Origin of the sequence: Vibrio sp. OPT24 (genome assembly GCF_015163545.1) — a bacterium.
GTDB lineage: Bacteria > Pseudomonadota > Gammaproteobacteria > Enterobacterales > Vibrionaceae > Vibrio > Vibrio cyclitrophicus.
Genome location: NZ_JADDYI010000053.1, coordinates 1,087,529 through 1,110,456, shown reverse-complemented (window position 1 = coordinate 1,110,456; position 22,928 = coordinate 1,087,529). Strand labels below are relative to the sequence as shown.

The 22,928-nt window shown below is 44.6% G+C and carries 20 protein-coding genes and 2 pseudogenes; 8 read left to right on the top strand and 14 right to left on the bottom strand.

The features are described 5' to 3' along the window. From IQO02_RS22275 to IQO02_RS18530, 5 genes are all read right to left on the bottom strand, one after another. The coding region (locus IQO02_RS22275) for an ABC transporter ATP-binding protein (RefSeq protein ID WP_228006066.1) at positions 1 to 661 on the bottom strand (661 nt) is incomplete at its 3' end. Next, positions 661 to 1,446, bottom strand: coding sequence for an ABC transporter permease (locus tag IQO02_RS18545; protein WP_016789989.1), 786 nt, complete (start codon positions 1,444 to 1,446; stop codon positions 661 to 663). The genes IQO02_RS22275 and IQO02_RS18545, both read right to left, overlap by 1 nt. Continuing rightward, positions 1,446 to 2,339, bottom strand: coding sequence for an ABC transporter permease (locus IQO02_RS18540; protein WP_010432260.1), 894 nt, complete (start codon positions 2,337 to 2,339; stop codon positions 1,446 to 1,448). Before IQO02_RS18540 ends, IQO02_RS18545 begins: the two co-directional genes overlap by 1 nt. Next, positions 2,336 to 3,223 carry an alkaline phosphatase family protein gene (locus IQO02_RS18535; protein WP_010432256.1) on the bottom strand — a complete coding sequence of 296 codons (888 nt, stop codon included), beginning with the start codon at positions 3,221 to 3,223 and terminating at the stop codon, positions 2,336 to 2,338. The genes IQO02_RS18540 and IQO02_RS18535 overlap by 4 nt, the downstream gene beginning before the upstream one ends. Positions 3,224 to 3,284: 61 nt before the next feature. After that, positions 3,285 to 4,367 carry an ABC transporter substrate-binding protein gene (locus tag IQO02_RS18530; RefSeq protein ID WP_010432253.1) on the bottom strand — a complete coding sequence of 361 codons (1,083 nt, stop codon included), beginning with the start codon at positions 4,365 to 4,367 and terminating at the stop codon, positions 3,285 to 3,287. Positions 4,368 to 4,578: 211 nt separating this feature from the next. Here IQO02_RS18530 and IQO02_RS18525 point away from each other — a divergent pair, with 211 nt between their 5' ends. Continuing rightward, positions 4,579 to 5,307, top strand: coding sequence for a UTRA domain-containing protein (locus IQO02_RS18525; protein ID WP_010432250.1), 729 nt, complete (start codon positions 4,579 to 4,581; stop codon positions 5,305 to 5,307). 108 nt (positions 5,308 to 5,415) lie between these two features. Here the strand turns inward: IQO02_RS18525 and IQO02_RS18520 are convergent, their stop codons facing one another. From IQO02_RS18520 to IQO02_RS18505, 4 genes are all read right to left on the bottom strand, one after another. After that, a complete protein-coding gene (locus IQO02_RS18520; RefSeq protein WP_010432249.1) occupies positions 5,416 to 6,270 on the bottom strand; it encodes an amino acid ABC transporter ATP-binding protein in 855 nt (284 codons plus the stop codon). Beyond that, the gene (locus IQO02_RS18515; RefSeq protein WP_016800450.1) at positions 6,263 to 6,928 is read right to left on the bottom strand and encodes an amino acid ABC transporter permease; all 666 of its coding nucleotides are present in this window, start codon (positions 6,926 to 6,928) and stop codon (positions 6,263 to 6,265) included. Before IQO02_RS18515 ends, IQO02_RS18520 begins: the two co-directional genes overlap by 8 nt. 119 nt (positions 6,929 to 7,047) lie before the next feature. Next, complete coding sequence (locus IQO02_RS18510) at positions 7,048 to 7,689, bottom strand: amino acid ABC transporter permease (RefSeq protein WP_010432242.1); 642 nt, start codon at positions 7,687 to 7,689, stop codon at positions 7,048 to 7,050. A 132-nt stretch (positions 7,690 to 7,821) separates the two neighbouring features. Next, entirely contained in the window at positions 7,822 to 8,688 is an 867-nt protein-coding gene (locus tag IQO02_RS18505) for a transporter substrate-binding domain-containing protein (RefSeq protein ID WP_032544965.1), read from the bottom strand. Positions 8,689 to 8,927: 239 nt separating this feature from the next. Between IQO02_RS18505 and IQO02_RS18500 the strand changes: the two genes are divergently transcribed. Then, the gene (locus IQO02_RS18500) at positions 8,928 to 10,442 is read left to right on the top strand and encodes a PLP-dependent aminotransferase family protein (RefSeq protein WP_016787466.1); all 1,515 of its coding nucleotides are present in this window, start codon (positions 8,928 to 8,930) and stop codon (positions 10,440 to 10,442) included. A 187-nt stretch (positions 10,443 to 10,629) separates the two neighbouring features. Here IQO02_RS18500 and IQO02_RS18495 read toward each other — a convergent pair whose 3' ends face one another. Further along, complete coding sequence (locus tag IQO02_RS18495; RefSeq protein ID WP_016800449.1) at positions 10,630 to 11,946, bottom strand: aspartate aminotransferase family protein; 1,317 nt, start codon at positions 11,944 to 11,946, stop codon at positions 10,630 to 10,632. Positions 11,947 to 12,308: 362 nt separating this feature from the next. Between IQO02_RS18495 and IQO02_RS18490 the strand changes: the two genes are divergently transcribed. After that, positions 12,309 to 13,004 (top strand): sulfite exporter TauE/SafE family protein, encoded by a 696-nt coding sequence (locus IQO02_RS18490; protein ID WP_029203719.1) that lies wholly within the window; start codon positions 12,309 to 12,311, stop codon positions 13,002 to 13,004. A gap of 12 nt (positions 13,005 to 13,016) precedes the next feature. Then, positions 13,017 to 13,769, top strand: a complete 753-nt coding sequence (locus IQO02_RS18485; protein WP_010432215.1) for an SDR family NAD(P)-dependent oxidoreductase — start codon at positions 13,017 to 13,019, stop codon at positions 13,767 to 13,769. 91 nt (positions 13,770 to 13,860) lie between these two features. Here the strand turns inward: IQO02_RS18485 and IQO02_RS18480 are convergent, their stop codons facing one another. Continuing rightward, a complete protein-coding gene (locus IQO02_RS18480) occupies positions 13,861 to 16,236 on the bottom strand; it encodes a response regulator (RefSeq protein ID WP_016800447.1) in 2,376 nt (791 codons plus the stop codon). An 88-nt stretch (positions 16,237 to 16,324) separates the two neighbouring features. Here IQO02_RS18480 and IQO02_RS18475 point away from each other — a divergent pair, with 88 nt between their 5' ends. Then, positions 16,325 to 17,083 (top strand): substrate-binding periplasmic protein, encoded by a 759-nt coding sequence (locus IQO02_RS18475; RefSeq protein WP_010432210.1) that lies wholly within the window; start codon positions 16,325 to 16,327, stop codon positions 17,081 to 17,083. A 255-nt stretch (positions 17,084 to 17,338) separates the two neighbouring features. Here the strand turns inward: IQO02_RS18475 and IQO02_RS18470 are convergent, their stop codons facing one another. Next, the gene (locus IQO02_RS18470) at positions 17,339 to 17,827 is read right to left on the bottom strand and encodes an NADAR family protein (RefSeq protein WP_016800446.1); all 489 of its coding nucleotides are present in this window, start codon (positions 17,825 to 17,827) and stop codon (positions 17,339 to 17,341) included. A 263-nt stretch (positions 17,828 to 18,090) separates the two neighbouring features. Then, on the bottom strand, positions 18,091 to 18,285 hold the full coding sequence (locus tag IQO02_RS18465; protein ID WP_004736928.1) for a PA3496 family putative envelope integrity protein: 195 nt from the start codon (positions 18,283 to 18,285) through the stop codon (positions 18,091 to 18,093). A gap of 362 nt (positions 18,286 to 18,647) precedes the next feature. Between IQO02_RS18465 and IQO02_RS22600 the strand changes: the two are divergent. The 3 genes and pseudogenes from IQO02_RS22600 to IQO02_RS18460 all read left to right on the top strand — a co-directional run. Next, positions 18,648 to 19,031 (top strand): annotated as a pseudogene (locus IQO02_RS22600) (ATP-binding cassette domain-containing protein); the annotation flags it as partial. Beyond that, positions 19,023 to 19,267: pseudogene (locus IQO02_RS22595) on the top strand (ABC transporter ATP-binding protein); the annotation flags it as partial. The pseudogenes IQO02_RS22600 and IQO02_RS22595, both read left to right, overlap by 9 nt. Continuing rightward, positions 19,264 to 19,809 carry a hypothetical protein gene (locus IQO02_RS18460; RefSeq protein ID WP_016793252.1) on the top strand — a complete coding sequence of 182 codons (546 nt, stop codon included), beginning with the start codon at positions 19,264 to 19,266 and terminating at the stop codon, positions 19,807 to 19,809. The pseudogene IQO02_RS22595 and the gene IQO02_RS18460, both read left to right, overlap by 4 nt. A gap of 387 nt (positions 19,810 to 20,196) precedes the next feature. Here the strand turns inward: IQO02_RS18460 and IQO02_RS18455 are convergent, their stop codons facing one another. Next, the gene (locus IQO02_RS18455; protein ID WP_010432193.1) at positions 20,197 to 22,176 is read right to left on the bottom strand and encodes a replication initiator protein RctB domain-containing protein; all 1,980 of its coding nucleotides are present in this window, start codon (positions 22,174 to 22,176) and stop codon (positions 20,197 to 20,199) included. Positions 22,177 to 22,928: the final 752 nt, after the last annotated feature.

Here is a 22,928-nt window from a genome sequence, read left to right as displayed (position 1 = left end):
TCTCTTCGGGTGTGCCGGCTTGCACGATCTCGCCTTTGTTCATCAAGAAGATACGGTCAGACATGATCATCGCTTCTTCTTGATCGTGAGTCACGAAGATCGTGGTCAGGTCCATCTCTTTTTGGATGTCTCGAATCTGTTGGCGCAGATGTTTACGGATCTTCGCATCCAGCGCTGAAAGCGGCTCATCCAACAACAAGATACGTGGTTTAACTACCAAGGCTCTTGCCAAAGCGACACGCTGACGCTGACCGCCTGATAGCTGATGCGGGTAAAACTTCTCTTTGCCCGTTAAGTCCACCAGCCCAATCACTTTCGCGACTTCGCGTTTAATTTCATCGGCAGCAAGCTTTTTCATCTTGAGACCAAACGCAATGTTGCCTTCAACCGTCATGTTCGGGAACAGCGCATAAGATTGAAACACCATGCCGATGCCACGCTGTTGCGGCACTTGGTGAGTAATCTCTTCGCCATTCACCCAGATTTCGCCACCATCAACAGGATTCAAGCCTGCCAAGCTACGCAGTAGAGTTGATTTACCGCAGCCACTCGGGCCAAGCAGAGTAATGAATTCGCCCTTCTCGATTGAGAATTCAATGTCTTCAAACACTGTGTTGTCACCAAAACGCTTGGTGAGGCTTTTCGCATTTACATAGCTCATTATTTTGTTCCTTGGCTGAAACGACTTGCCAACCAAGTCAGTAAGAAAATAAACAGGAAGTACGTCATCACAAGGGCTGACGTGAAGTGACCACTGGTTTGACGCATGTTGTATAGGTAGATTTGCAGTGTCTCGTAGCGTGTACCGACCAAGATGTTGGCGAACACGAACTCACCCAGTAGGAACGAGAACGACAAGAACAGCGACGCCATTAAGCCTTTCTTAAGGTTTGGCAGAATAATCAATAGAAATGCCTTAGTGGTGCTTGCGCCGAGCAGGTGAGCAGCGTCCATCAAGTCGTGCAGGTTGATTGCTTCAAAACTGTTGGCAATCGCGCGATACATAAATGGCAACGCGATAGTGAAGTAGGTGCCAATCAAAATCCACGGCGTGCCTATCAGTGAGATTTCACTGTCTGCATACAATTGAAGTAAACCCACCGATGACACCACAGGAGGCACTGCGAACGGCAATAAGATAAGGATATTCATCACCTTGTCGAGTTTCGGGAAATAGTAAAACACCACGAAAATCGCAGGCAGAACCAACACCACACTCAATGACAGTGCCGCCACGCAGATAAACAGTGAACGACCAAAGGCTTGCAAGAAGCGAGGATCCGTCAGCAGGTTGATATACCAATCTAACGTGAAGCCATCCGGCAGGATCGTTGCGCCCCATCGAGAAGAGATCGAGTAGATAAAGGTCGCTAAGATCGGGATCATCATGATGCCGACAATCGAATAGACAACCGTTTTATGAAAGCGAGTATCTACGGTGTTCATTACTTTCTCTTCCCTACGTAGCTTTTGCTGATCAGCCATTGGTTAATCACGGTGATGAAGGCCAGCATCGCCATCAGAATTACGGAAATTGCGGCAGCTAGGTTGGGTTCTAGGAACAAGTCGCCCGATACTAAGCTCGCGATTCGAATCGTAATCACGTTGTAGTTGCCCGAGGTCAACGCATACACGCTCGCATACGCACCAATCGCATTGGCAATCAAGATGATAAAGGTGCCAAACAAGGCAGGAGATAGCACAGGCAGCGCAATTTTAGTCCAGTATTGCCAAGTTTTCGCACCAAGCAGTGCTGAGGCAGCTTGCCAGTCGTCACTCAGAGCATCAAACGCTGGATAGAGTAACAACACCGCCAATGGGATCTGGAAGTAGATATAAATCGCCAGCAAGCCCCACTTGCCATACAGGTCGAAATCACCCAATAGCCCGTACTGCTTAAGCAGCAAGGTGATAGCACCGTTGGTGCCAAGGATGATGATGAAGGCGAACGACAGAGGCACGCCTGAGAAGTTACTGCTCATGTTGGTAAACGCAATCACCGCATCGCGGATTTTAGAATCAACGCGGCGCAGTGAAGAAACCAGCAGAGTCGCAATCGCCAAGCCAACAATGCTCGACCAAATCGACAACCATAAACTGTTGCCAAAAGCCTGCATCATAAAGGCAGAGTCGAACACTTCAGCGTAATTTTCGAGAGAGAGTTCGTCGTCATAGAAAAAGCTGTTGATCAGCACCCAAACCATAGGTGCCAGTTGGAACAGATAGAAAAATAGGGCGAAAGGCGCAAGCCACAAAGCGGGCTTGAAGCGTTTGAACCAAGATTTGGTTTTGGGTTGAAGCGCAGAGCCATCGCTCTGCGTGATTACAGAACTGCTCATAGGGCCAACAATTCCTGAGTGTAAGACTTATCGTGTTCAAGGTTGAGTAGCTGACAGACGCTGCCGCAGATGTCGGTCTGTTTCACTGAACATTCTTGGTGTGTGAACTTATCGCCAATCACAAAGAATGGCACTTCACGCTCTTCGGGCAGAATGCCACCGTGAGACAAGTCATTGTTCATGCCGTGGTCACTGGTGATGATCACTTGATAACCATCATCTACCCATTTCTCAAGGTAATTCGACAGGTAGATATCCGCGCCACGTGCACTGTTGCGGTATTGGCGAGAATCCAGCCCGTGCTTGTGTCCTATGTCGTCAATGTTCATTGGGTGAATCAGTAAGAAATCAGGTTGATGAGTGACGCGCAGGTGCTCTGCATCCAAGAACAAGGCTTCATCTGGGTAGTGATCCCAGTGATAGAAACAGCCATGTTGAATGTTCATGGTCTCATCGTTGGTAAAGCGGTCACGCACAGCATCAAATGGCGCTCGGTTATACAGCTCACTCACCCAATGATAGGCCGCTGCAGCCGTCACTTTACCTTGCGATTTAGCCAAGCTAAAGATCGACTCATGATTCGATAAACGCACGATTTGGTTGTTAACGATGCCGCTCTCGACAGGGCGGACTCCCGTTAAAATGCACTCATACAGTGGGCGTGACATTGACGGCAATTCACATTGCACAGGGTAAAGAGTGGCGCGCAGTTTGTTTTTTTGCGTGCTCATGATTTGCGAAGTGCCCTGTTGATTTTGGGAAACGCTGTGATTACTGTTTTTCGAGTCACTAAGTTCTAGAAGGCCGTTCAGGTAGCCCATGCAATCACGGGCTACCTGATAATTCAGTCCATCTAAAACAACAAGGATAACCTTATTGCTCATGGTCTATTCTCTATTGCTTGTTACTATAAGCCACCCATTACAGGTGGCGTGTTAAGCGGGGTTATTGCTGGTGAATCAATACGCTTTCTTGCCATTGACGTGGCAAGCGACGTGCTGATTTTTCCCATGCTGAGAAGTCAGATACTGGGTGCACGTTGCTGTATTGCTCGTTCGAGATCAGCTTGTCTTGTACTGATTGAGGTAGCGTAACGCTGCTACGGATTGGACGTGCGTAACCTTCTGCTAGGTTAATTTGGCCTTGGTCACTAAAGATGTATTCACGAGCCAACTTCGCCGCGTTCGGGTTTTTCGCGTATTTATTGATGATGGTGGTGTAACCAGAAATCACTGAGCCATCTTGTGGAATGTTTACCGTAAAGCGCTCACGGTCGATCGTGTCGCGGTAGTTCAATGCGTTGAAATCCCACATGATCGCAACTTCCACTTCGCCTTTTTCAAGGTTTGCGATGCTTGGATCTGTGTAAGATAGGCGACCTTGCTTCGCTAGCTCACCAAAGAATTTAATCGCTGGTTTTAGGTTTGACTCGTCACCGCCGTTAGCAAATGCAGCCGCTAGAATCGCGTTGTTTGCTTGCGCTGCTACGCCTACATCACCGACTGTTACTTTGTAGTCACCTTCTAGTAAGTCACTCCAAGATTTTGGTGCATCTTCAACAAGGTTGTTGTTTGAAATGAACGAAATAGTACCGGTGTAAGCCAGAGCCCAGTGACCATCTTTATCCTTTGCCCAATCTGGAATGTCATTCCAAGTGGTTGGTTTGTATGGCTGTGTTACGTCTTTTTTCACAGCGACACGTGCAAATGCGAAACCAACATCACCGATATCTGCGGTTGCGTTTCTTTTCTCTGCTTCAAATTTCGAGATCTCTTGTGCCGAGCTCATGTCCGTATCCTGATGCTTCAAACCGTAGTTTGCTTTCAGGTCTGCCCATGTGCCTTTCCAGTTTGCCCAACTGTCTGGCATACCCACACTGTAAACCGCACCTTCTTTTTGAGCGGCTTTTACCAGTGACTCAAGATCAGCATCCTTCGCCATCGCTGGCATTGAAAGTGTTGCCGTTATTAATGTTGCACCTATTAATTTAGCTGGCGATACAGTTGAACGGCTAAGCAAAGTTTTCATTGTCTCTATCCCTCTGGACTAGGTCAGTAAGTTCGTTTTGTATGCTATCGCCGGAGTGTGACGCTTTCGCGCAACTTATTTGACAGTTCAGATGCATTTCTGTGGCAGTTATATTTCACTCATATGACAGTAAGCCTTTGTTTACTGTCACATTCCTGTTAACTCCGTGGTTTACCTTATTGAGCACACGAACCTATGGACTAGATCAGTAATGAGAACATTGGCAACAGGGCAATCAGGGACACAGCTAGGCAGAATTAAGGCGAGCATCAGAGAGCAGATTCAATCAGGCATCTTCACCGAGGGGCAAAAACTGCCATCGGAAAGAGAGCTCAGCGAGCTGTTTTCCACCACACGAATCACGCTCAAAGATGCATTGGTGTCATTAGAAACCGAAGGTCTGATATACCGAGAAGAGCGCCGTGGCTGGTATGTATCACCCGAACGAATTCGCTACAACCCATTGTCTCGTTCTCATTTTCACCAAATGATTCGCGAACAACATCGTATTGCAGAAACAAGGCTGCTGAGCACCCGCACAGAGATGGCCGCGGGCGATTACGCCAAAGCATTAGAGATAGAACAGATAACGCCGATACACGTGATTGAGCGACTACGCTTTATTGATGGCCGAGCGGTGCTGTTCGTTGAAAACGTCTTGAAAGCGGCACTGTTTGAAAAGGTGTTGTCAGAAAACCTCACTATGTCGCTGACAGGTATCTACCGAGAAAAATACGGCTACGAGACCCAACGCTCTCGCTTTGACGTGGTCCCTACCTCTGCCCCTGCCCATGTCGCCAAGGCATTGAATTTGGCTGAGGGCCAGCCTGTTCTTAAGATCTGCCGAGTGAACTACAAACAAGATGGCGAGTTAATGGACTGCGAGCTGGAATATTGGCGACCCGATTCTGTGGTGCTCCATATTGATAGCATTGGGTAATGCTGTGCCTGCTTGAGAGAAGAACCCCACACATACAAAAACTCCGACTGATTCAGTCGGAGTTTAGGATTTAGCGGTCAAACATTAAGGTGATGTGAATCATCTAGTTCATGAATCAAGCTTGAGGAACTGTCTAACCCTTGGTGAATCTGGGTTAGTGAAGAACTTCTCTGGGTTGGATTTCTCAATCAATATCCCCTTCTCAAGGAATACTACTTGATCCGACACCTGACGCGCGAATTCCATCTCATGAGTCACCACTACCATGGTGTAACCCTCTTGCGATAGCTTCTTCATTACCAGTAACACCTCTTCGACCAATTCAGGGTCGAGCGCCGAAGTTGGCTCATCAAACAACAATACATCTGGCTCCATCGCGAGCGCCCTAGCAATCGCGACACGTTGCTTTTGTCCACCCGATAACATACTTGGATAACTCTCTAGCTTGTGAGACATGCCAACCTTATCAAGTTGCTTACGAGCCATCTCCTCTGCGTCAGATTTCGCTATCTTCTTAACATGAACCAGCGCTTCCATCACGTTTTGCAACACGGTGAGATGCGGCCATAAGTTGAAGCTTTGAAATACCATGCCAAGGCGCTCTCTGAGTTTCGCTAACTCTTTGTATTTGAGTGGTTTACCCGTTTCAGAGTTGATCCCAATGCGTTCATCACCCATAAAAATCGTGCCGCGCTCTGGCTGCTCTAGCCAATTCATGCAGCGCAATAGTGTTGACTTACCCGAACCTGACGAGCCGAGAATACTCACCACATCGCCTTTTTTTATAGTCAGGTTGATGTCTCGCAGTACTTCGATTCCATCAAACTGCTTCGACAAGTTTTCAACGCTGATGATCGTCTCTCGTTCTTCCAATAGTGGCTCACACTCAATCACTTCCAAACTCACTCCCAAAGAGGGGTTAATCGGTGCTTCTGTTTCAATAATCTCTGATTGTTTAAGCATGGCTAAGCCCTCTAAGTTCAACTTTGGTTTGGATTCGTTTGGTGATGGTTTCAAGTGCAATACTCACAGCCCAGTAGAGCGCGATAGCAATGATGAACGCATTCAATGGGATAAAATATGTGGATTGAATACTGTTAGCCGCCGCAGTAATTTCAGCGACCGTAATAATGCTGAGAAATGCAGTGTCTTTTAAGCAGATAATGAGTTGGTTAGTGATCAGAGGAACCGACTTAAATAACACGTTGGGCGTGATGACTCGGGTGAAGGTTTTCAGCTTAGAAAAGCCATAAGCGTGCGCTGCTTCGATGTAACCAGGCTCTAACCCTTTACGCACACCGCGGAAAATCTCACAGAAATACGTACCATGATAGAGACTGAGCGCTATGATTCCCGCTGTCACTGCGTCCAATCGAATACCAACCTGAGGTAAACCGTAATAGAGCAGGTAGGCTAAGATCAGAAACGGTAAGGTACGCATAATGCCGATCAAACTGTTGATGGTGTACTTAACACCGAGTCTCGAGCTTTCGAGACAGTACAACAAACCAATACCTATGACGAAACTCAAGATTGAAGACGAGACAAAAAGATAAAACGTGGTCACAAAACCAGAAGCAAACAGCTCTTTTTGTTGCCAGATAATATTCCATTCTTCCATATTTACTCCTTATATTTACCCACGAGATAGCACTTCAATACGCAGATAAATCGTGTTTCTGACCAAGTAATCATAACGGCTAAACTGCGACTACTGCTGCTGTTAACAGATGTATGCACTTATTGCTGTAGATAAGTAGCTCGGTTTTCAGCCACAGCTTGCAATTTCACCAACACGCCAATAATCAACATGTATATGGCACCCGCACACAGAATTGGCCCAAGTGGCTCATAGGTAACCGCTGCAATTCGGTTGGTGACACGGGTTAAATCAACAATACCAATCACCGCGATGGCAGGGCTGCCTTTGATTAAGAACGACATTTCATTGACCAATGCAGGTAGGCTCATGATCACCATTTGTGGGAACATGATTCGGCGAAAATAAGTCAGCCGCCTCATACCAATAGCCTCGGCTGCTTCCATTTGCCCTTTTGAAAAGTTGAGAAAGGCATTGCGCCAAATTTCCGCATTAAATGCCGAGGTGTTGAGTGTAAGCGCTAAAATGGCAGAAACGTGTTTGTCTAAATTGATGCCAAATGAGGGAAACGAAAGAAAGATAAACAGAGCCAGAGTCACCAGAGGTGTTGCTCTTGCCCAACTGACATAGATGCCCAGCATTTGATCGACAAATGGGATTTTCATCATTCGAATTAAGGCAATCGCTAGCCCAATCACCACACCCAATACAATCGAGACTGCCGATATCCATGCTGTAGCCCACGCGCCCTGTAGCAACTGTTCCCAAGCGTAATAATCCATAAACGACCTCTTTAAAAAGCGACTTCTTGCAATAGGCTTTTGCGCGAATGACAAATGGGTAAAATCGCTCTAGCCCTTTTGTCATCGGCACAAACAGCGGTTAACTGTTTGTGCCAGCGCGTGCTTACTGATCTACTGGACCGCTGTTAGCTTGTGATACTGCTCTACTGAAGTGATGGCTTCCGAAGGAAGATGCTCGAACGATTCACCGAACCACTTCTTCTGCAACTCTGCCATTTTTCCTGTTTGCTCTAGGTGAATGAAAAACTCAGTGAGGTAAGCCAATAGCTCAGGGCTCTCTTTTGGAACAGGCCAGCTTACGAAACCAGGGCCAGATACCGCCTCACCTTTTTTAAAGACGTTAGACTTAGATTTCACTACCTCGTTAACCGAGACCACACTGTTGATGACGTAGTCGATTCGACCAATAGCTAAATCTGAATACGCTTCTGGGTACGATTGGTACTGAACGACCTTACCTAAAGATTTACCTTGTGCTTCGAGCATTTCTTCGAGCTCTGGCAGTCGCTCTAACAAAGCACTACCCGCTTGTAATCCCACCGTTTTGCCGTCTAGATCCGACACCGTATTGATGTCGTCAGCATCCGCTCTGGTTAAGAAATAATGCTGTGCTGAGGCAATAGGCGGCGTAAAATCAAACACCTTCAATCGAGCGTCTGTCACGATAGCGCCCGTTAGCGCCACATCGTATTGACCCGCAGATACTGAGGCGAGCAACCCTGTCCAGGGTAAGATCTCTTGTTCAATATCGAACTTTGAATATTCACGCAGCTCATCAAGCAAATCTTTATTGATCCCCGCAGGCTTGCCTCGGTCAATGTAGTTGAATGGTGAGTAGTTATCTTCTGTCGCCACTTTCATAAAGCCTTGCTTTTCAATGGCTGAAAGTTCTGATGCTTGTGCAACACCAAAACAACCCAGCACAACGGTTGCTGCCGCCGTTGAAACCCATGCCTTCATCGTCATTCCCTGTCTCATGTGCTTTCCTTATCGAGATTATTTGCCTGCCTTTACTTTATGAACGGAATGCATCTAAGACGTAGAGCCAATTTAATTTTCAGGTTGGGACAGAGCCATTTTCATATAAAAGACAGATCAAATTTCGGGTTCGAGACAGAGTAAAAAATCACCGTTGAGAATTGATATGAACTCTGGCTCATTTCTTGCTCTTTTATACAAATTGGACTGAGGTTCACTGAGAATAAGGACTGTATCTCATGGCGATAAATCACAATTGTTTCATCGAGTTTGATTCCAAAAGAAGCCTGCAAGAACAAGTACGTAGCTATTTGGTGACGGCGATATTGAATGGTATTTTTCCGGCTGAACAAGCGCTCCCATCTTGTCGTAAGCTCTCTAGCCAATTAGGTGTTTCACGCAATACTGTGTCCTTGGTGTACGACAGTTTGCTCGACGATGGCTACCTGATAAGTAAACCTCGCAGTGGTTATTATTTATCAGAAAAGTATCAAAATCCGAGCGATGAAATTGACTCTAGCTTGGATCATTTTGAATCAACAGACAGCAACAATGCACCGGATTGGAGCAAACGAGTGAAGCTGCAATTAAGTCAATACCCACGAATAGTCAAACCGTCGCACTGGAGTTGCTATCAATACCCATTTATTTTTGGCCAGCCTTCAATCAATGACTTTCCATTGGCTCAATGGCGAGAAGCGACAAGAAAAGTGACCTCAGATCCTCATGACCACCGCTGGCTGTGTGACAAAGTTGATAAAGACGTCGATATGCTGGTGGAACAAATACGCACACGGGTGCTACCACAACGAGGCATCCACGCTCAAAGTGATGAAATCCTAATTACAATGGGCTCGCAGAATGCGCTCTATCTGCTTTCGACTTTACTGATGAATGCTCAAAGCCGAGTCGGCGTCGAAAACCCCGGCTATAAAGAAGCAAACCATATTTTTAATCTCTCAGGTGCGCAGTTACACCCTCATCAAGTGGATGAGCAGGGGTTAAAGCTCAATGAACACTCTTCGCTGTGTGACCACTTCTACGTCACTCCGAGCCACCAAGCGCCAACTGGGGTTACCATGAGTGACGAACGTCGAACTCAGTTGCTTGAGATGGCAAAGGCCAATGATGCCATCATTATCGAAGATGACTACGATGCCGAGTGCAACGTTGAGTGGAATCCCAAACCGGCACTTAAAGCTAATGATAAAGATGGCCGAGTCATTTACGTCAGCAGCTTTTCCAAACTATTGGCACCCGGCTTGAGATTAGGCTACATCGTGGCACCCGAAGAGCTGATTTATGACTTAAGAATCTTGCGACGGTTAATGTATCGACACGCACCAAGCCGTATTCAAATGGAAGTCGCGCATTTTATTGAACAAGGCTACTACGACAGTTTTGTAAGACGCTTCAGAGAGAACACGCGTCAGCGTTGGAAACTGCTCAATGATGCCGTCTTAAAGTATTTACCTGATTGCAAACGACTCGCACAAAGCGAGCAAGCCAACTCATTATGGCTACAAACACCGAGCCACATTAACAGCCAACGACTGGCTTCACGAGCCGCACAGAAAGGGATACTGATTGAAACTGGGTATTCACACTTTATGACTAATACCGAAACGGAATCGGGTTATGAATCATTGTCAGAATATGATCCCAACTCTTATTTCCGATTAGGATTTCACGCCATCGATAAAGATCTGATCGCTCCCGGCATCAAAGAGCTGTCTGAAGTAATGAAGATTTAGCATCACTTAGGGCTGTTTACCGACACTATCCATGAGCATGACTTAAAAAGAGAATGACGTAAAAAAGAGCATCAATTGATGCTCTTTTTAGGATCGACATAACAATCTAAAAGCCAGACACTTAAACAAGAATGGGGAGTCCTTATCAAAGTGCCTTGGTTTCGTTACTGGTTATCCGATTGAAAAATTAAGATGCAAGCTCACACAAAACGTCGTCAATGATCTTAACGCCTTTCTTTATCTCGCTTGGTTGAATAACCAAAGGAGGAGCTACATGAATACGATTATTAACAATAAAGGTTAGCAGGCCTCGTTTCGTTAGCTCCGCTTTCAATTGACCCATTTTCTCATTGCTCAATGGCGTTTTACTTTCTCGGTCTTCGACCAATTCAAGCGCCCAGAACATCCCTTTACCGCGCACATCACCAATCATAGGATGCAGCTCTTGAAGACTAAGCAGAAGCGGCCCAAGAACGCTATTCCCGACATTATCAGCATGCGTAACAATGCCCTCTTGCTCCATCACATCGAGCGTTGCAACGATCGAAGCCATCGCTAGAGGGTGACCAGAATACGTTAAGCCACCCATAAAGAAGTTCGACTTAAAGTACTCAACGATCGGTTCGCTGACCACCACACCACCAGCTGGAACATAACCCGAGTTAACCCCTTTCGCGAAAGTAATAAGATCCGGCACGACATTAAAGTGTTCAAACGCAAACCACTTACCCGTTCGACCAAAACCAACCATAACTTCATCAAAGATCAATTGAATGCCGTATTTAGTTGCAAGCTCACGCACACCAATAAGGTAATCTTTTGGCGGAATGAGGAATCCCGCTGTTCCCGGAATGGTCTCTAGAATAATAGCCGCAATCGCCGTTGGCCCTTCGCATTCAATCACTCGCTCTAAATGCTGCAGGGCACGTTCACTCTCTTCTGCCTCAGTCGCCGCGTTGAACTCGCTTCGATAGAGAAATGGATTGAAGAAGTGAACGTGCCCACGGCTATACTCGTTTGGAATACGGCGAAAATCGCCCGTCGCCGCAATCGCTGTACCGGTATTTCCGTGGTAAGAGCGATAAGCAGAAAGCACCTTATCGCGTCCTGTGAACTGTCTTGCCATACGAATTGCATTTTCGTTGGCATCTGCGCCTGCGTTGGTAAAGAACACCTTCTTAAACGTGCTTGGTGCTTTAGACAAAATACGTTTAGCGGCCAAACCACGAGTGAGGTTTGCTGTCGCAGGGGCAACGGTCACCAATGAATCAGCCTGATCTTTAATCGCTTTAATCACTTGTGGATGCTGATGACCAATGTTGGTGTTAACCAGTTGGCTACTAAAATCAAGGTACTCTTTACCTTCGTAGTCCCACATTTTGCACCCTTGCCCACCAGCAATGGCGATAGGCTCAGCCGCTTCTTGAATCGACCAAGAATGAAATACGCTCTTGTCGAGGTCGATAATATCTTGGTTTACAAGCTGTTCTGTTGATACTTCCATTTCATCGTCTCCATAAACAACACTAGATTCACAACCGCTCGTGCTTGACTCATCTTCGAGAATAAAAGACGCGAAACACGAGATTGAAAAGGTTGCGCTATCGGATGCAATAATCTTCGTCCCAAACAGGGCGAAGCTCATAGTGTCAGTTTCAACAAAATCTTGGGCCAGTGAATCAGCTCAAATCTCGTCCCCGATCCAAACAACAGCCTGACCCAATCCAATCGTCGATCTGGCTCTATTCAAAATTCTTAGGTGTGAATAGATTGAAAGGCAGACGAGACAAGTCTCATCGAACGCTAATTAACGCAGCAGCAATATCAAAAGCAAAGAGGTGAGCAAGAGTGGAAATGGGATTGGCGATGACAATGATTCTGCTTGCTGGAGTAATTCGAGGTTATTCAGGGTTTGGGTTTGCGATTATCGCAGCACTCTCTCTCAGCTTTATTGTTTCACCATTGCAAGCAGTAACCATCGCTATCCTGTTGGATTTTTTAAGTACCTTTCCTCTGCTCAAGCGAAGTAAAACCACCATTAATATCCGGCTTATTGCGCCGCTGTGTATAGGCATGTTGGTTGCGGTGCCTTTCTCGCTGTATTTCATTAGCGCGATATCGGAATCAGGCTTGAAGACCTTTATCGCGATGATGTCTTTAGTGGCTGGTGCACTGATTATTTTGGATTTTCGCCTGACATGGTTACACCATCGGCACGCATTTTGGGCAGGAGCTATATCCGGTTTCAGTATGACCGCGGCCTCTTCTGGCGGGCCTCCGTTAGTGACGTATTTAATGAATATCACTATTGAAGCCAAAGAGCAGAGAGCAACCGCCATTGTATTTTTCTTGTTGAGTTCTGCTGTTTCATTAAGCGGATTTATTTGGATCGGTGCATTCAACCAAAACACGTTTACCACAGGCTTATGGTTACTTCCGACGGCTGTGATTGGCAATTTATTAGGGCAGAAACTGTATATCTCAGTACCTAACTTGCCTGCAAAAACAACGACCGCGCCGATCCTTATCGGCATGGCACTACTTATGTTAATTTCAAATTAGAAGGATTTACTTATGGATAAGATAGCGTTCATTACAGGGGCGACATCCGGATTTGGTAAAGCAGCAGCAAAACGCTTTGCAGAAGACAATTGGTCGCTCGTATTGTCGGGTCGTCGTATTGAAAGGTTGCTCGACTTAAAGGAAGAATTGACGGTGCCTGTACATGTGATTCAACTCGACGTTCGAGACGCAGACGCCGTAAAAAAAGCAGTTGATTCGCTACCCGCTGAGTTTTCATCGATTACAGCGCTGGTTAACAATGCAGGCTTAGCCTTGGCACCGGAAGGCGCACCTGATGTGGATTTAAAAGATTGGCACACTATGATCGACACGAATGTCACTGGATTAGTCAATGTCACGCATGCTCTACTTCCGAAGTTAATTGAAAGCGGTGCGGGTAGCTCAATCATCAACGTAGGCTCAATTGCTGGGCAATGGCCGTATCCAGGAAGCCATGTGTATGGCGCAAGTAAAGCATTTGTAAAACAGTTTAGTTACAACCTACGCTGTGACCTTCAAGGTACTGGCGTGCGCGTGACTGACCTATCCCCTGGCATCGCAGAAACAGAATTTACTCTAGTGAGAACTAAGGGTAACCAAATGGCATCAGACAACCTTTACCAAGGCACCACACCACTTTCGGCAGAAGACATCGCAGAGCAGATGTTCTATATAGCAACGCTGCCTGATCACATCAACATCAACCGCGTTGAAGTGATGCCGACTCGCCAAGCATGGTCGCCGTTCGCCATCGACAGAGACTAGTTTCAAACACTCTGAATCAAAAAAGGTGGTCTATTCGACCACCTTTTTTATTACCTTTTAACCCAATACTCAGTCTTCAAAGGCATTTAACCTAAACAATCTTCTGCTCATTTTTACTCGTCGATTCACTATCTTTAGATAAGAACCCTTCGACAATTTCTCTCAGTTTGCCTTGATTTACCGGCTTGGGTAAAAACTCATCCATACCGACATCAAAACATAAATGCTTGTCTCTCTGCACAACGTTGGCCGTCAGCGCAACGATTGGAATATGCTTTGAAGAATCTTCTTCGAGTACTCGGATCTGCTTAGTCGCTTCGAAGCCATCGAGAACTGGCATCTGGCAATCCATAAAGATCATCTCATACTCATTAGCCTTAAATTTCTCTACCCCAATTTCACCGTTGTCTGCAATATCAACCTCGAACCCTAGCTTTTTGAGCATCATCTTGGCCACTTGTTGATTCACTCTAGAATCTTCAACGACCAATACTTTACCGCTAAACAAGGCTTTGGCCGCTTCTGGCTGTAGATCTTCTTTAACAACAACTTCAGGTTTAGTCGATGGAACAGGCTCATTGTCCTTGAACGCAACCTCACCTCTGTTTGAGTAAGTAAATATTTCAGTATCGGCCGCTCTTACGAGGACTTCACTCAGCGTCCATTTAAGCTGGTTATCTTGATAAGGGCGAGCAATGTAGGCAACAAAGCCCACTTGTTTGGCACGCACTTCATCTTGTTTTCGTGGGTCAGCCGATATCATGACCAATTTAGGGCACGCTTTACCGAAGCGCTCGATCAAGCTTCTGGCAAGCTGAAAACCATCAACGTTTGGCATCACTTTATCAATCAGCACCAGATCATAAGGCAATGACTTCACCACAGACTCTGAAACCAGCTCTATTGCTTGACCTGCTGTCTCACAACACTCTGAGGTAACGCCGAACGACTGCAGTTGTGTCGACGTGATACGCATGTTCAGTTGGCTGTCATCCACCAATAACACCGAGACCTTATTGAAATCAATATTACTTTCATCAACATCCAGGCACGGATCAAAGTCAGCCGTAAAGTAAAATGTACTCCCCTTGCCTTCGACACTGGTCAGCTCAAGTTTACTGCCCATCAAGGTCACAATCTTATCGCATATCGTTAGACCTAGCCCTGTGCCTCCGTAAATACGGGTAGTACTGCCGTCGGCTTGTTGGAATTTATCGAAGACTGATTTTTGTTTGTCTTCCGCAATACCGATGCCACTATCAGTAACCTCAAATCTCATCCTTAGTTTTTGCTCAGGTTCTATCACTTGCTCTAAATGGATGGATAGCGTGACATAGCCATGTTCGGTGAATTTGATCGCGTTACCCACTAAATTATTGAGCACTTGTCTTAATTGAGTACCGTCACCAATGACCATGGTTGGAATCTTGGGATCTATCGCCAACTGGAACCTCAGTCCTTTTTGCTCTGCTTTGACTCTGAAGGTCGATTCAACATCAGCAGCGATACCCATCATTTTCATCGGTTCTTGTTGCAGTTCTAATCGACCCGCTTCAATTTTCGAATAATCGAGAATGTCGTTGATTAGATCAAGGAGAGTAAGCGAAGAGGTGTTGAGCATATCGACATACTCTTTTTGCTCTTTCGACATGTCCATTTCAGAGAGCAATGATGACAACCCAATAATCCCATTCATTGGGGTGCGGATCTCGTGACTCATGTTGGCAAGGAATTCACTCTTGTTGCGGTTAGCGATTTCAGCGGTGTTTTTAGCTTTTTCCAATTCTTGATATTGCTGACGAATTCGTTCAATAGATTGGTTGTAGCTAGACTCTAGTGTCGAGATCTCATCTTGATAGGCAGATTCTGTAGGGGTAAGAAAACGTGGCTTATTGTCTTCAACCTGCTGTTCATTGATCTGAGAAGACATAGTCATTAGTCGTTTCACGACCAGGCGATAAACAATGGTTAAACACACCACAGACAGCAAGAAAATTTTAACCGCTTCGAAGGCAAGCAATAAGAGAACTCTCTCCTCGAAATCATTGAGGATCATGCTTAAATCAGACTGCACAGTGAGCGTCGCCAATGGGAAGTCAATGCCGCCCATTTGGTGCACCATTTCCCAAGATTGGGAATAAGACTGACCAGAGGTCTGTTGCCCTAATTCTACGATTTTTTCATCGGGGCTCTCAATCAACAAGTAGCTCACAGAGGGGAGACGGGAAATGCCTTCAGCTTGTACAAGTAATTGGTCGCGATCTTCCACCCACAAGCTAGAAGTTAAGCCAGAAAGGTATCCTGCTTTAACCTGTTCGATCTGAGAGCTGATAAAAGAAACTCGATTTTGGTACTCCACATACAAACCCAGACCTGTCACTATGACTGTAAATAGGGTGCTGATTGCAATGATTGACCCGATCAATTGTCGAGAGAGTCCAATATAGCGTTTTCCTTTTTTCACCATACAAAATTTACCATTATTGTTATCCTAGCAAACTACAATTACTCAACTAGTATAATAGTAGTCATTCATCAAATAACTAGGGAAGGTTATGAAAAAACATCTTATCGTTGCATCCATAGTCAGTTTGTTTTCAAGCAGTTATGCTTTTGCAAGCGAACCTCTTCACTACTACATTATTGCGAGCCAAGCGCAACCTTTTCAAATCGAATCTGACGGGTCATCTCACAGAGGAATGGTTTCAGATATTGTTGAAGCGGTATTCGACGACAGCCAATACGAGATCAACTACCACACTTACCCTTTCAATCGAATGATCGACAAGCTCGATGCTAGAGAAAACCCAAACTGGGTAACCTACGGCAGCCCTAGTTGGGGAAACATCCAGTCGGTTAATCTGTCTGAAGAGCCAATTTACAATGTAAAACATGTATTACTCAGCAGCGGCAAGGAGCCATTTGAGTTTAATACTATTGACGATCTAAACGGAAAAGCCGTTGTGTTGCTTGTAGGTTTCGAGTATCCGAACCTAGAACCTTATATCCAGCAAGGTAAGCTCAACGAAATTCGAGTAAAAGATTATACAGCAGCGTTTCGTGTACTAAATCGTGCGCCAGGCGATACCGTGTTTGTTGAAATGGAATCGAGAATTAAATACAACCTAAATCAGCAAAAGTTAAGTATCGATGACTATCAGATGCAAGAATTTGGTTCAGTGATCAATAATTACCCTATCCATTTGGCATTTGACCCTGAGATGGATCCTAAACTGCAAACGTTCATTAACCAGCGTCTTGATCAAATGAAAGACGATGGCCAGCTCGAAGACATCGTACAAAGCTATCTATAGCTTCAGTTGGTTATATTAGTTTTATATCAAGTTATAGGACCTCACTAGCCCTGTGGCACTTATTTATCTTTGCAACGCCAGTATGACGCGGTAACGCGTTTTTGTACTTTTACTCACACTGAGTCAACTTCCCAAGAAAAAGGCCGCCCTGTTCGCTGAGCGGCCTTTAAAATTCAGTTTTGGTGACGACAAGTCGTTTAGTTAAAATCCAATAGACGAATAGGTTAATGCTAAGCGGTCAGATACAGTAATCGGTCAAATACAGTAATCGGTCAAATGTGATGGCTGAGTACGCAGCTGTTGTCGCACCGCCATCAATATCTCGCCCAAACGGTTCTCGCCAGTTCCATCGCCCCCATCCCCCCAAAAACTATCTTTGTGAGAATGTTCTTTAATCACTGAATCACCCGTATTAGTAAGAAACAAAGCAAACTGCGGATTCTGTCTGAACTTCTCGGCTACGATGAACTCCATCACTTCAACACGAATGTCGTACCAATCCTCACGTACTTGGTCTTCATAATCACGACTTAAGGAAAAGGCTTCTGCGGGCGTTCTGGCTTCGAGAATGATATTGCGTAACGCTTGAGAGGAGAACTTCATCGCTTGGTAATAATGTTCGCTGGTAGCCCAAATATGGTCACCAACCTCGATAGGACAAGCTGCAAAGTTTGAAAGGTATCCGTTTGGATCTTCAGGTTCATAAAACAGCACCTCTTTCGCGTGAGCCACAGAATTAGACATAGCTTTCTCCTTACCAACGACATCGCATATTTTTGCGTTAACTTTAAAATTAGTGGCGTTGAATATTGCTGTCAAACCACTTAGTTCAAGAGTATGTCTTGAGCGTATATTTAGTTAGAAAGAAGGCATATTAAAAAGACGAGGCAGGTTTCAAAGGCAGGAATAAAATCATCCATATTAGGAGTTGGACATAGAAAAATCATAAAAACACTTATAAATCAAAGGGTGGCATTGCACCACCCTCTTAAATGCAATGGGAATGATTAGTGAATCAGACCTAACTCCCTCGCCTCTTCCAGACTCAAACCGCTTTCTCTAATTTCTCTTAGAGCCTCGATACGGCGACGAGCTTCAGCAGATTTCATTTTCTTCTCTGGTTTGAAAGATACTTCTTCTTCAGCATCCCACTTATTTGCAATATTTGTCATTTCATCATGGTTGATAGAATTAATGGACATGTTTTCCTCCGAAAAGCACCATGTAATGGACAGGTAATCTGTAGCAAATGCTATTTCGGTTGTTAAGAAGTTCTGTACTGAAATGTGATGATTCCGACGCTTCACAAAGCTAATTAATAAATGCCTCATTTAAACTTTGCCAAAGCCATTTTCTGCAATTACATTTAAAAGATTCCCCATAAGAAATGTGGTTTGATCCAACTCTCATTTTCCCCTCTTTCAATGCTTCTCTTCTGCTGGAAATTCGTGAAATAACCCAAGATAAATTTCGAGGCACTTCATCCTTTTCGTGCTCGTCGCTTCCACTAAATCCAACACATATTAATGATAATGGTTATCAATATCATAACTAAGTATCAATCATGTCTATGGAAAATTCAGATACACCTCTTCTTGAAGTAAAAAATCGATGTGTCGACTACATCACCGATGACGGTGATTTCAATGCGGTCAAATCCGTTAGCTTTAGCATAGGCCAAGGCGAAATTTTCGGCTTAGCCGGAGAATCAAGTTGTTGCAAAAGCACTATCGCATTTGCCATTAACCGCCTGCAAAGCCGCCGGCTTTCATGTCAGGGGGAAAGATACTGTTTAAAGGGCAAGACCTATTGAGCTTGTCGGATAACCGCTTGAATACATTGCGTTGGAGTGAGATTGCGATGGTATTCCAGAGTGCAATGAACTCTGGAATACCCTGTATTAACCATCGAAGAACAATTTGCCGATGTACTACGTCATCACAAAGGGCAGATCGTCGAATGGGGATCAACTCAGTCGATCTTGACCAATCCACAACACCCTTACACTAGTTGTTGATCTCTGCAGTTCCCGATCCCAATCTACCATTTGGCGAACTCGTCAAAAATGAGCCAAACTATTCAATAGACGCTGATCGTATTCGAGATCAGAGCAGCGAAATACAGCATAAAATCAAACAAGTTGCCAATAATCACTTTGTAAAACAATGGGATAAAATTGCATGAATGAACTAGACACTTGGTTAGAGCGGATCGGAGATTGGTACAAAAACCGAAAGCATGATCAAGTGGACCGGTTAGAACCTTTGATCTTAACGCCTCCAGATGCACTCTGGGGGCCATTGATCACGAACGAGCAGAGCAAAGGCATCGCATGTTGGCTAGACGGATGCCTGAGAATCTTTACGTTTTATCGACATAAAGACGTAACGCTGACGACATCAACAAAGTTTGCAGCACCAAGCGTATCATCGCTCTCAAACGAGGCTGGTGGTTCGCACAATCAAGAAAAGGCCTATCAATACCTGATGTTTGCCTATAGCAAGCTGCAGGCCGTGTCATGCGATCCAAAATCAGAGCCTGACTTGCAAGAGTGGTGTACGCAGCGGCTCCAGCATTTATGTGTACTGGCTTTGGAATTTACTAACCAACAACAAGAACCGCGCTGGAAAGAAGAGTCAGAAAAACTGATCGAATCGCATGTGCGTTTTATGGCAAATCAGCACCAGAACGATGATCAAGGTAATATTCAAAGTCACCTCCACTGATCAAGCCCTTCACGATCAAACATCAAATCAGAATCTCATCAGAGTTAGATCCACAGAAAGAATGATCTAACCTTGATCATGCTTCAGTATCTAATTCTTTAAGCTATTGAATTTTAATGATTAGCTGAATTTCAGGCAAAAAAAAGCGAGTCCCTCAGGAACTCGCGAAAATCTATTCAGTATGATGTAACAAAATATGAGCCAATCTATTAATCATAAGAAAGGACAAAGGTTGTCTATTCGGGATAAATAATAATCAACTGGATGCGTTACATTGTCATCAATTTGTCAGCATTAGGTGCGATTTTAATCAACACCCAATGTGTTCAACCTATCCATTCATCGACCATCAATACGGGCTTACTGCTTGCGGGAAACGGATAATGGCTAATGGCCGATCGCCATTTCATCGAGCGCTAGGAATACATTCTCGTCCAAATGGCCTTCGTGAACTTGTTTACATACTTTGCGACGCACAGCCAAACCTGAGATCAAACGTTCAATCGACAAGTGTCGGTTGCTGGTGCTATCACGGTCGTTATACAACTCAATCAATCGACTCAACGTTTCGTATGGGATGACCTCATCTCCTACTCTCAGCCAATCAAGCTTCTCAATAAGCTCAGAGCACTCTTCTTTGATTGAGGCATGTGAGTGCCCTGTCATTGCTGATAAAGCCGTTATACTGCGCTCCAGGGCCTCTGCAGAGGTATATTTAGAGAGAGTTATCATGATCTCGTCGGCATTTATCTCAACAGAGTGTTTACGCTGTTTAACTCGACGTCCCAATTTACCTCTTGGTGACGGTGCTTTACGTTGGATAGGTTCAAACTCACCATCAATAATCTCAGACAGCTCTTCTAACTTCTGCTTAGATACCATCTCATTACGAAGTGGATTCGGTAACGTTGGTGCCATATTGCGCTTACCGGCGTTAGTGGTTCGTGCTCTTGAGTAACGTAATACCTCTTCCACGTTACACTTGATATCCACTTGGTAATCGGTCGTTTTTCCTTTTTCGATCAGCGAGGTGATCGTCAAGTGGTAACCCCACAAGTTCACTAAGAAGGTGTCTTCTTGATCCCCGACTTCACCTAACTTTCTGAGTTCACGTACCAGATCCATCGAGAAGCGACGCCAATCGATGTTACGAGCTAGTTTCTGATTGAGTTCGCTCAACAACATACAGTCCGTATGCCGACGTGCCATGCGGCTTCTGAAGTAAGAATACATTTGGAAAACCAAGGTATGCTGCTTCAGGATTTCTGGCGGGAATAGGAAGAAATAATCACGGGTTAGAAGCTCTTCATAGAACGAAGGTTCCCAGACTAGGATATATAGGTTCGGTTTAATGCGAATTTCGCCGTCAGAGCCTTCTGTAGGCGCTTCTTCCGACGCGGTAATGGTTCTCGCTAGGAATCGGAAACGATCACTCTTAAAGCCTTCTGGCATGTTCTCACTAAGCCAGCGGCCAGTAAGTTCATGAAGTTGGAAATCGGTAAACTCGATACGATCAATACTATCGCGGATAGAGTCACGAGCTGGACCACTGTCCTTCTTGCCTCGTAATGACAAAATATCCGTAATGTAGAGCGGTGTTTTGTTCGGGGTATGTTTTGCGTCTAGATGGTAGTCATCTTGGTGATGATCATGATACTGAACAGTAAGTGTGAATAACGCAAATAACGTCATCAGATCATCAACCGTCATAATATTTTTAGAAGATCGTGTCTCGATCACAGCTCGAGTGCCAGAGATCGAAACCATCGATTTTTGGTAGCTCTTGCGCGTTCTTGGTGGCGCTAACGCTTGATCAATAATCCCTGCCCAATTGGTTGGCGAAACAATGAATTGATCCGCTTCGTCTTTCATCGTTGGCGGGGTATTGAGTCCGTGTTCATTCAATAAACGTTTGTTTACTTTGGTTTGCGCCAGCGCTTTAGAACGTTTTTGTTTTTCATTTTGCTTAACGCTTTCCGTTACTAAGCTAGTAGCACCTAATACCGATATTAATTGGTTTGGATTAACAAAGCGATGCAACATAGTTTTACCTGCAAGACCTTCTTCAAAGCGAACTGGAAGTTGCTTGAAAAGACCGATATTTACAGCGGCTCTAAGCCTTTGTTGCAAAGCAGCTCGAGTTACTTGACCATCGGTTGATTCGATAATCTCAGTGGTAGAAACATATCCGTCTTTGCTACTAAACCCGCGTAGTGAAATTAGGTTAAGAAGCTCAACTATGCTTTTAGTGACACCTTTGAAGTGTTGATATTGTTCTATCCATTCAACGGCTGTTTCAGATACCTCAAATAAATGACCATCTTTGTGGCTTCGTGCCTTAATTAACAATTTCTCTTCTGGTTTCATTTTTGATCCGTATCACACTAACCGTAATTTCACTATAGTTCCAAAATGATAAAGAAAGAATGATCATAAAGAAAGAGAATTTATTGGTTTTTAAATAACTGATCTTTTTGATTAATATGATCTTAAATGATTAAGTGATCTAATGATCTGTGTGCAAATTCTAATTTAAGTATTTGAATTTAAATAATTAAAAAAAAACCACTTGGAAAGCATGATCATAAAGAGCACGAAACTATGATCATTAAACTTAAGAAAGCATGATCACAGAACTTCAGAACTATGATCATTAAGTGATTGTAAGCATGATCATTATTGATTCGAAAGCATGATCATTGTGCTTGTACAGCTTATCCACAGTCCACAATTCTTCAAGCACCTCTTCATCACTTCTAAGTCGCCAATGTGGATATTTTTGACAGCCAATTCATCGGAACAATGATCAAGTAATGGGGCTTTTATATCGTTGCTCCCCTTTTATGTTTAAAAATTGGTCGAGATTGGTCACACCGTCAGTGGTTGGGCACTTTTAGCTCGCAACATAATAAATCAGGAAGCATGATCATGAAATTGTCATGTTTCTGCATTTTCATTCTGTGTCGATTGAATTTCTAACCAATCAGGCCTTATAGAGCTTGAATCCCCATTGCAAAAGCATTTGTCCGTAAGTTAGCTATAAATTTATATGCTTCCGGAACGATATTTACTTGATCATTTTTCCGGAGGTTGATCATTTCGAACGGACATTCATACGG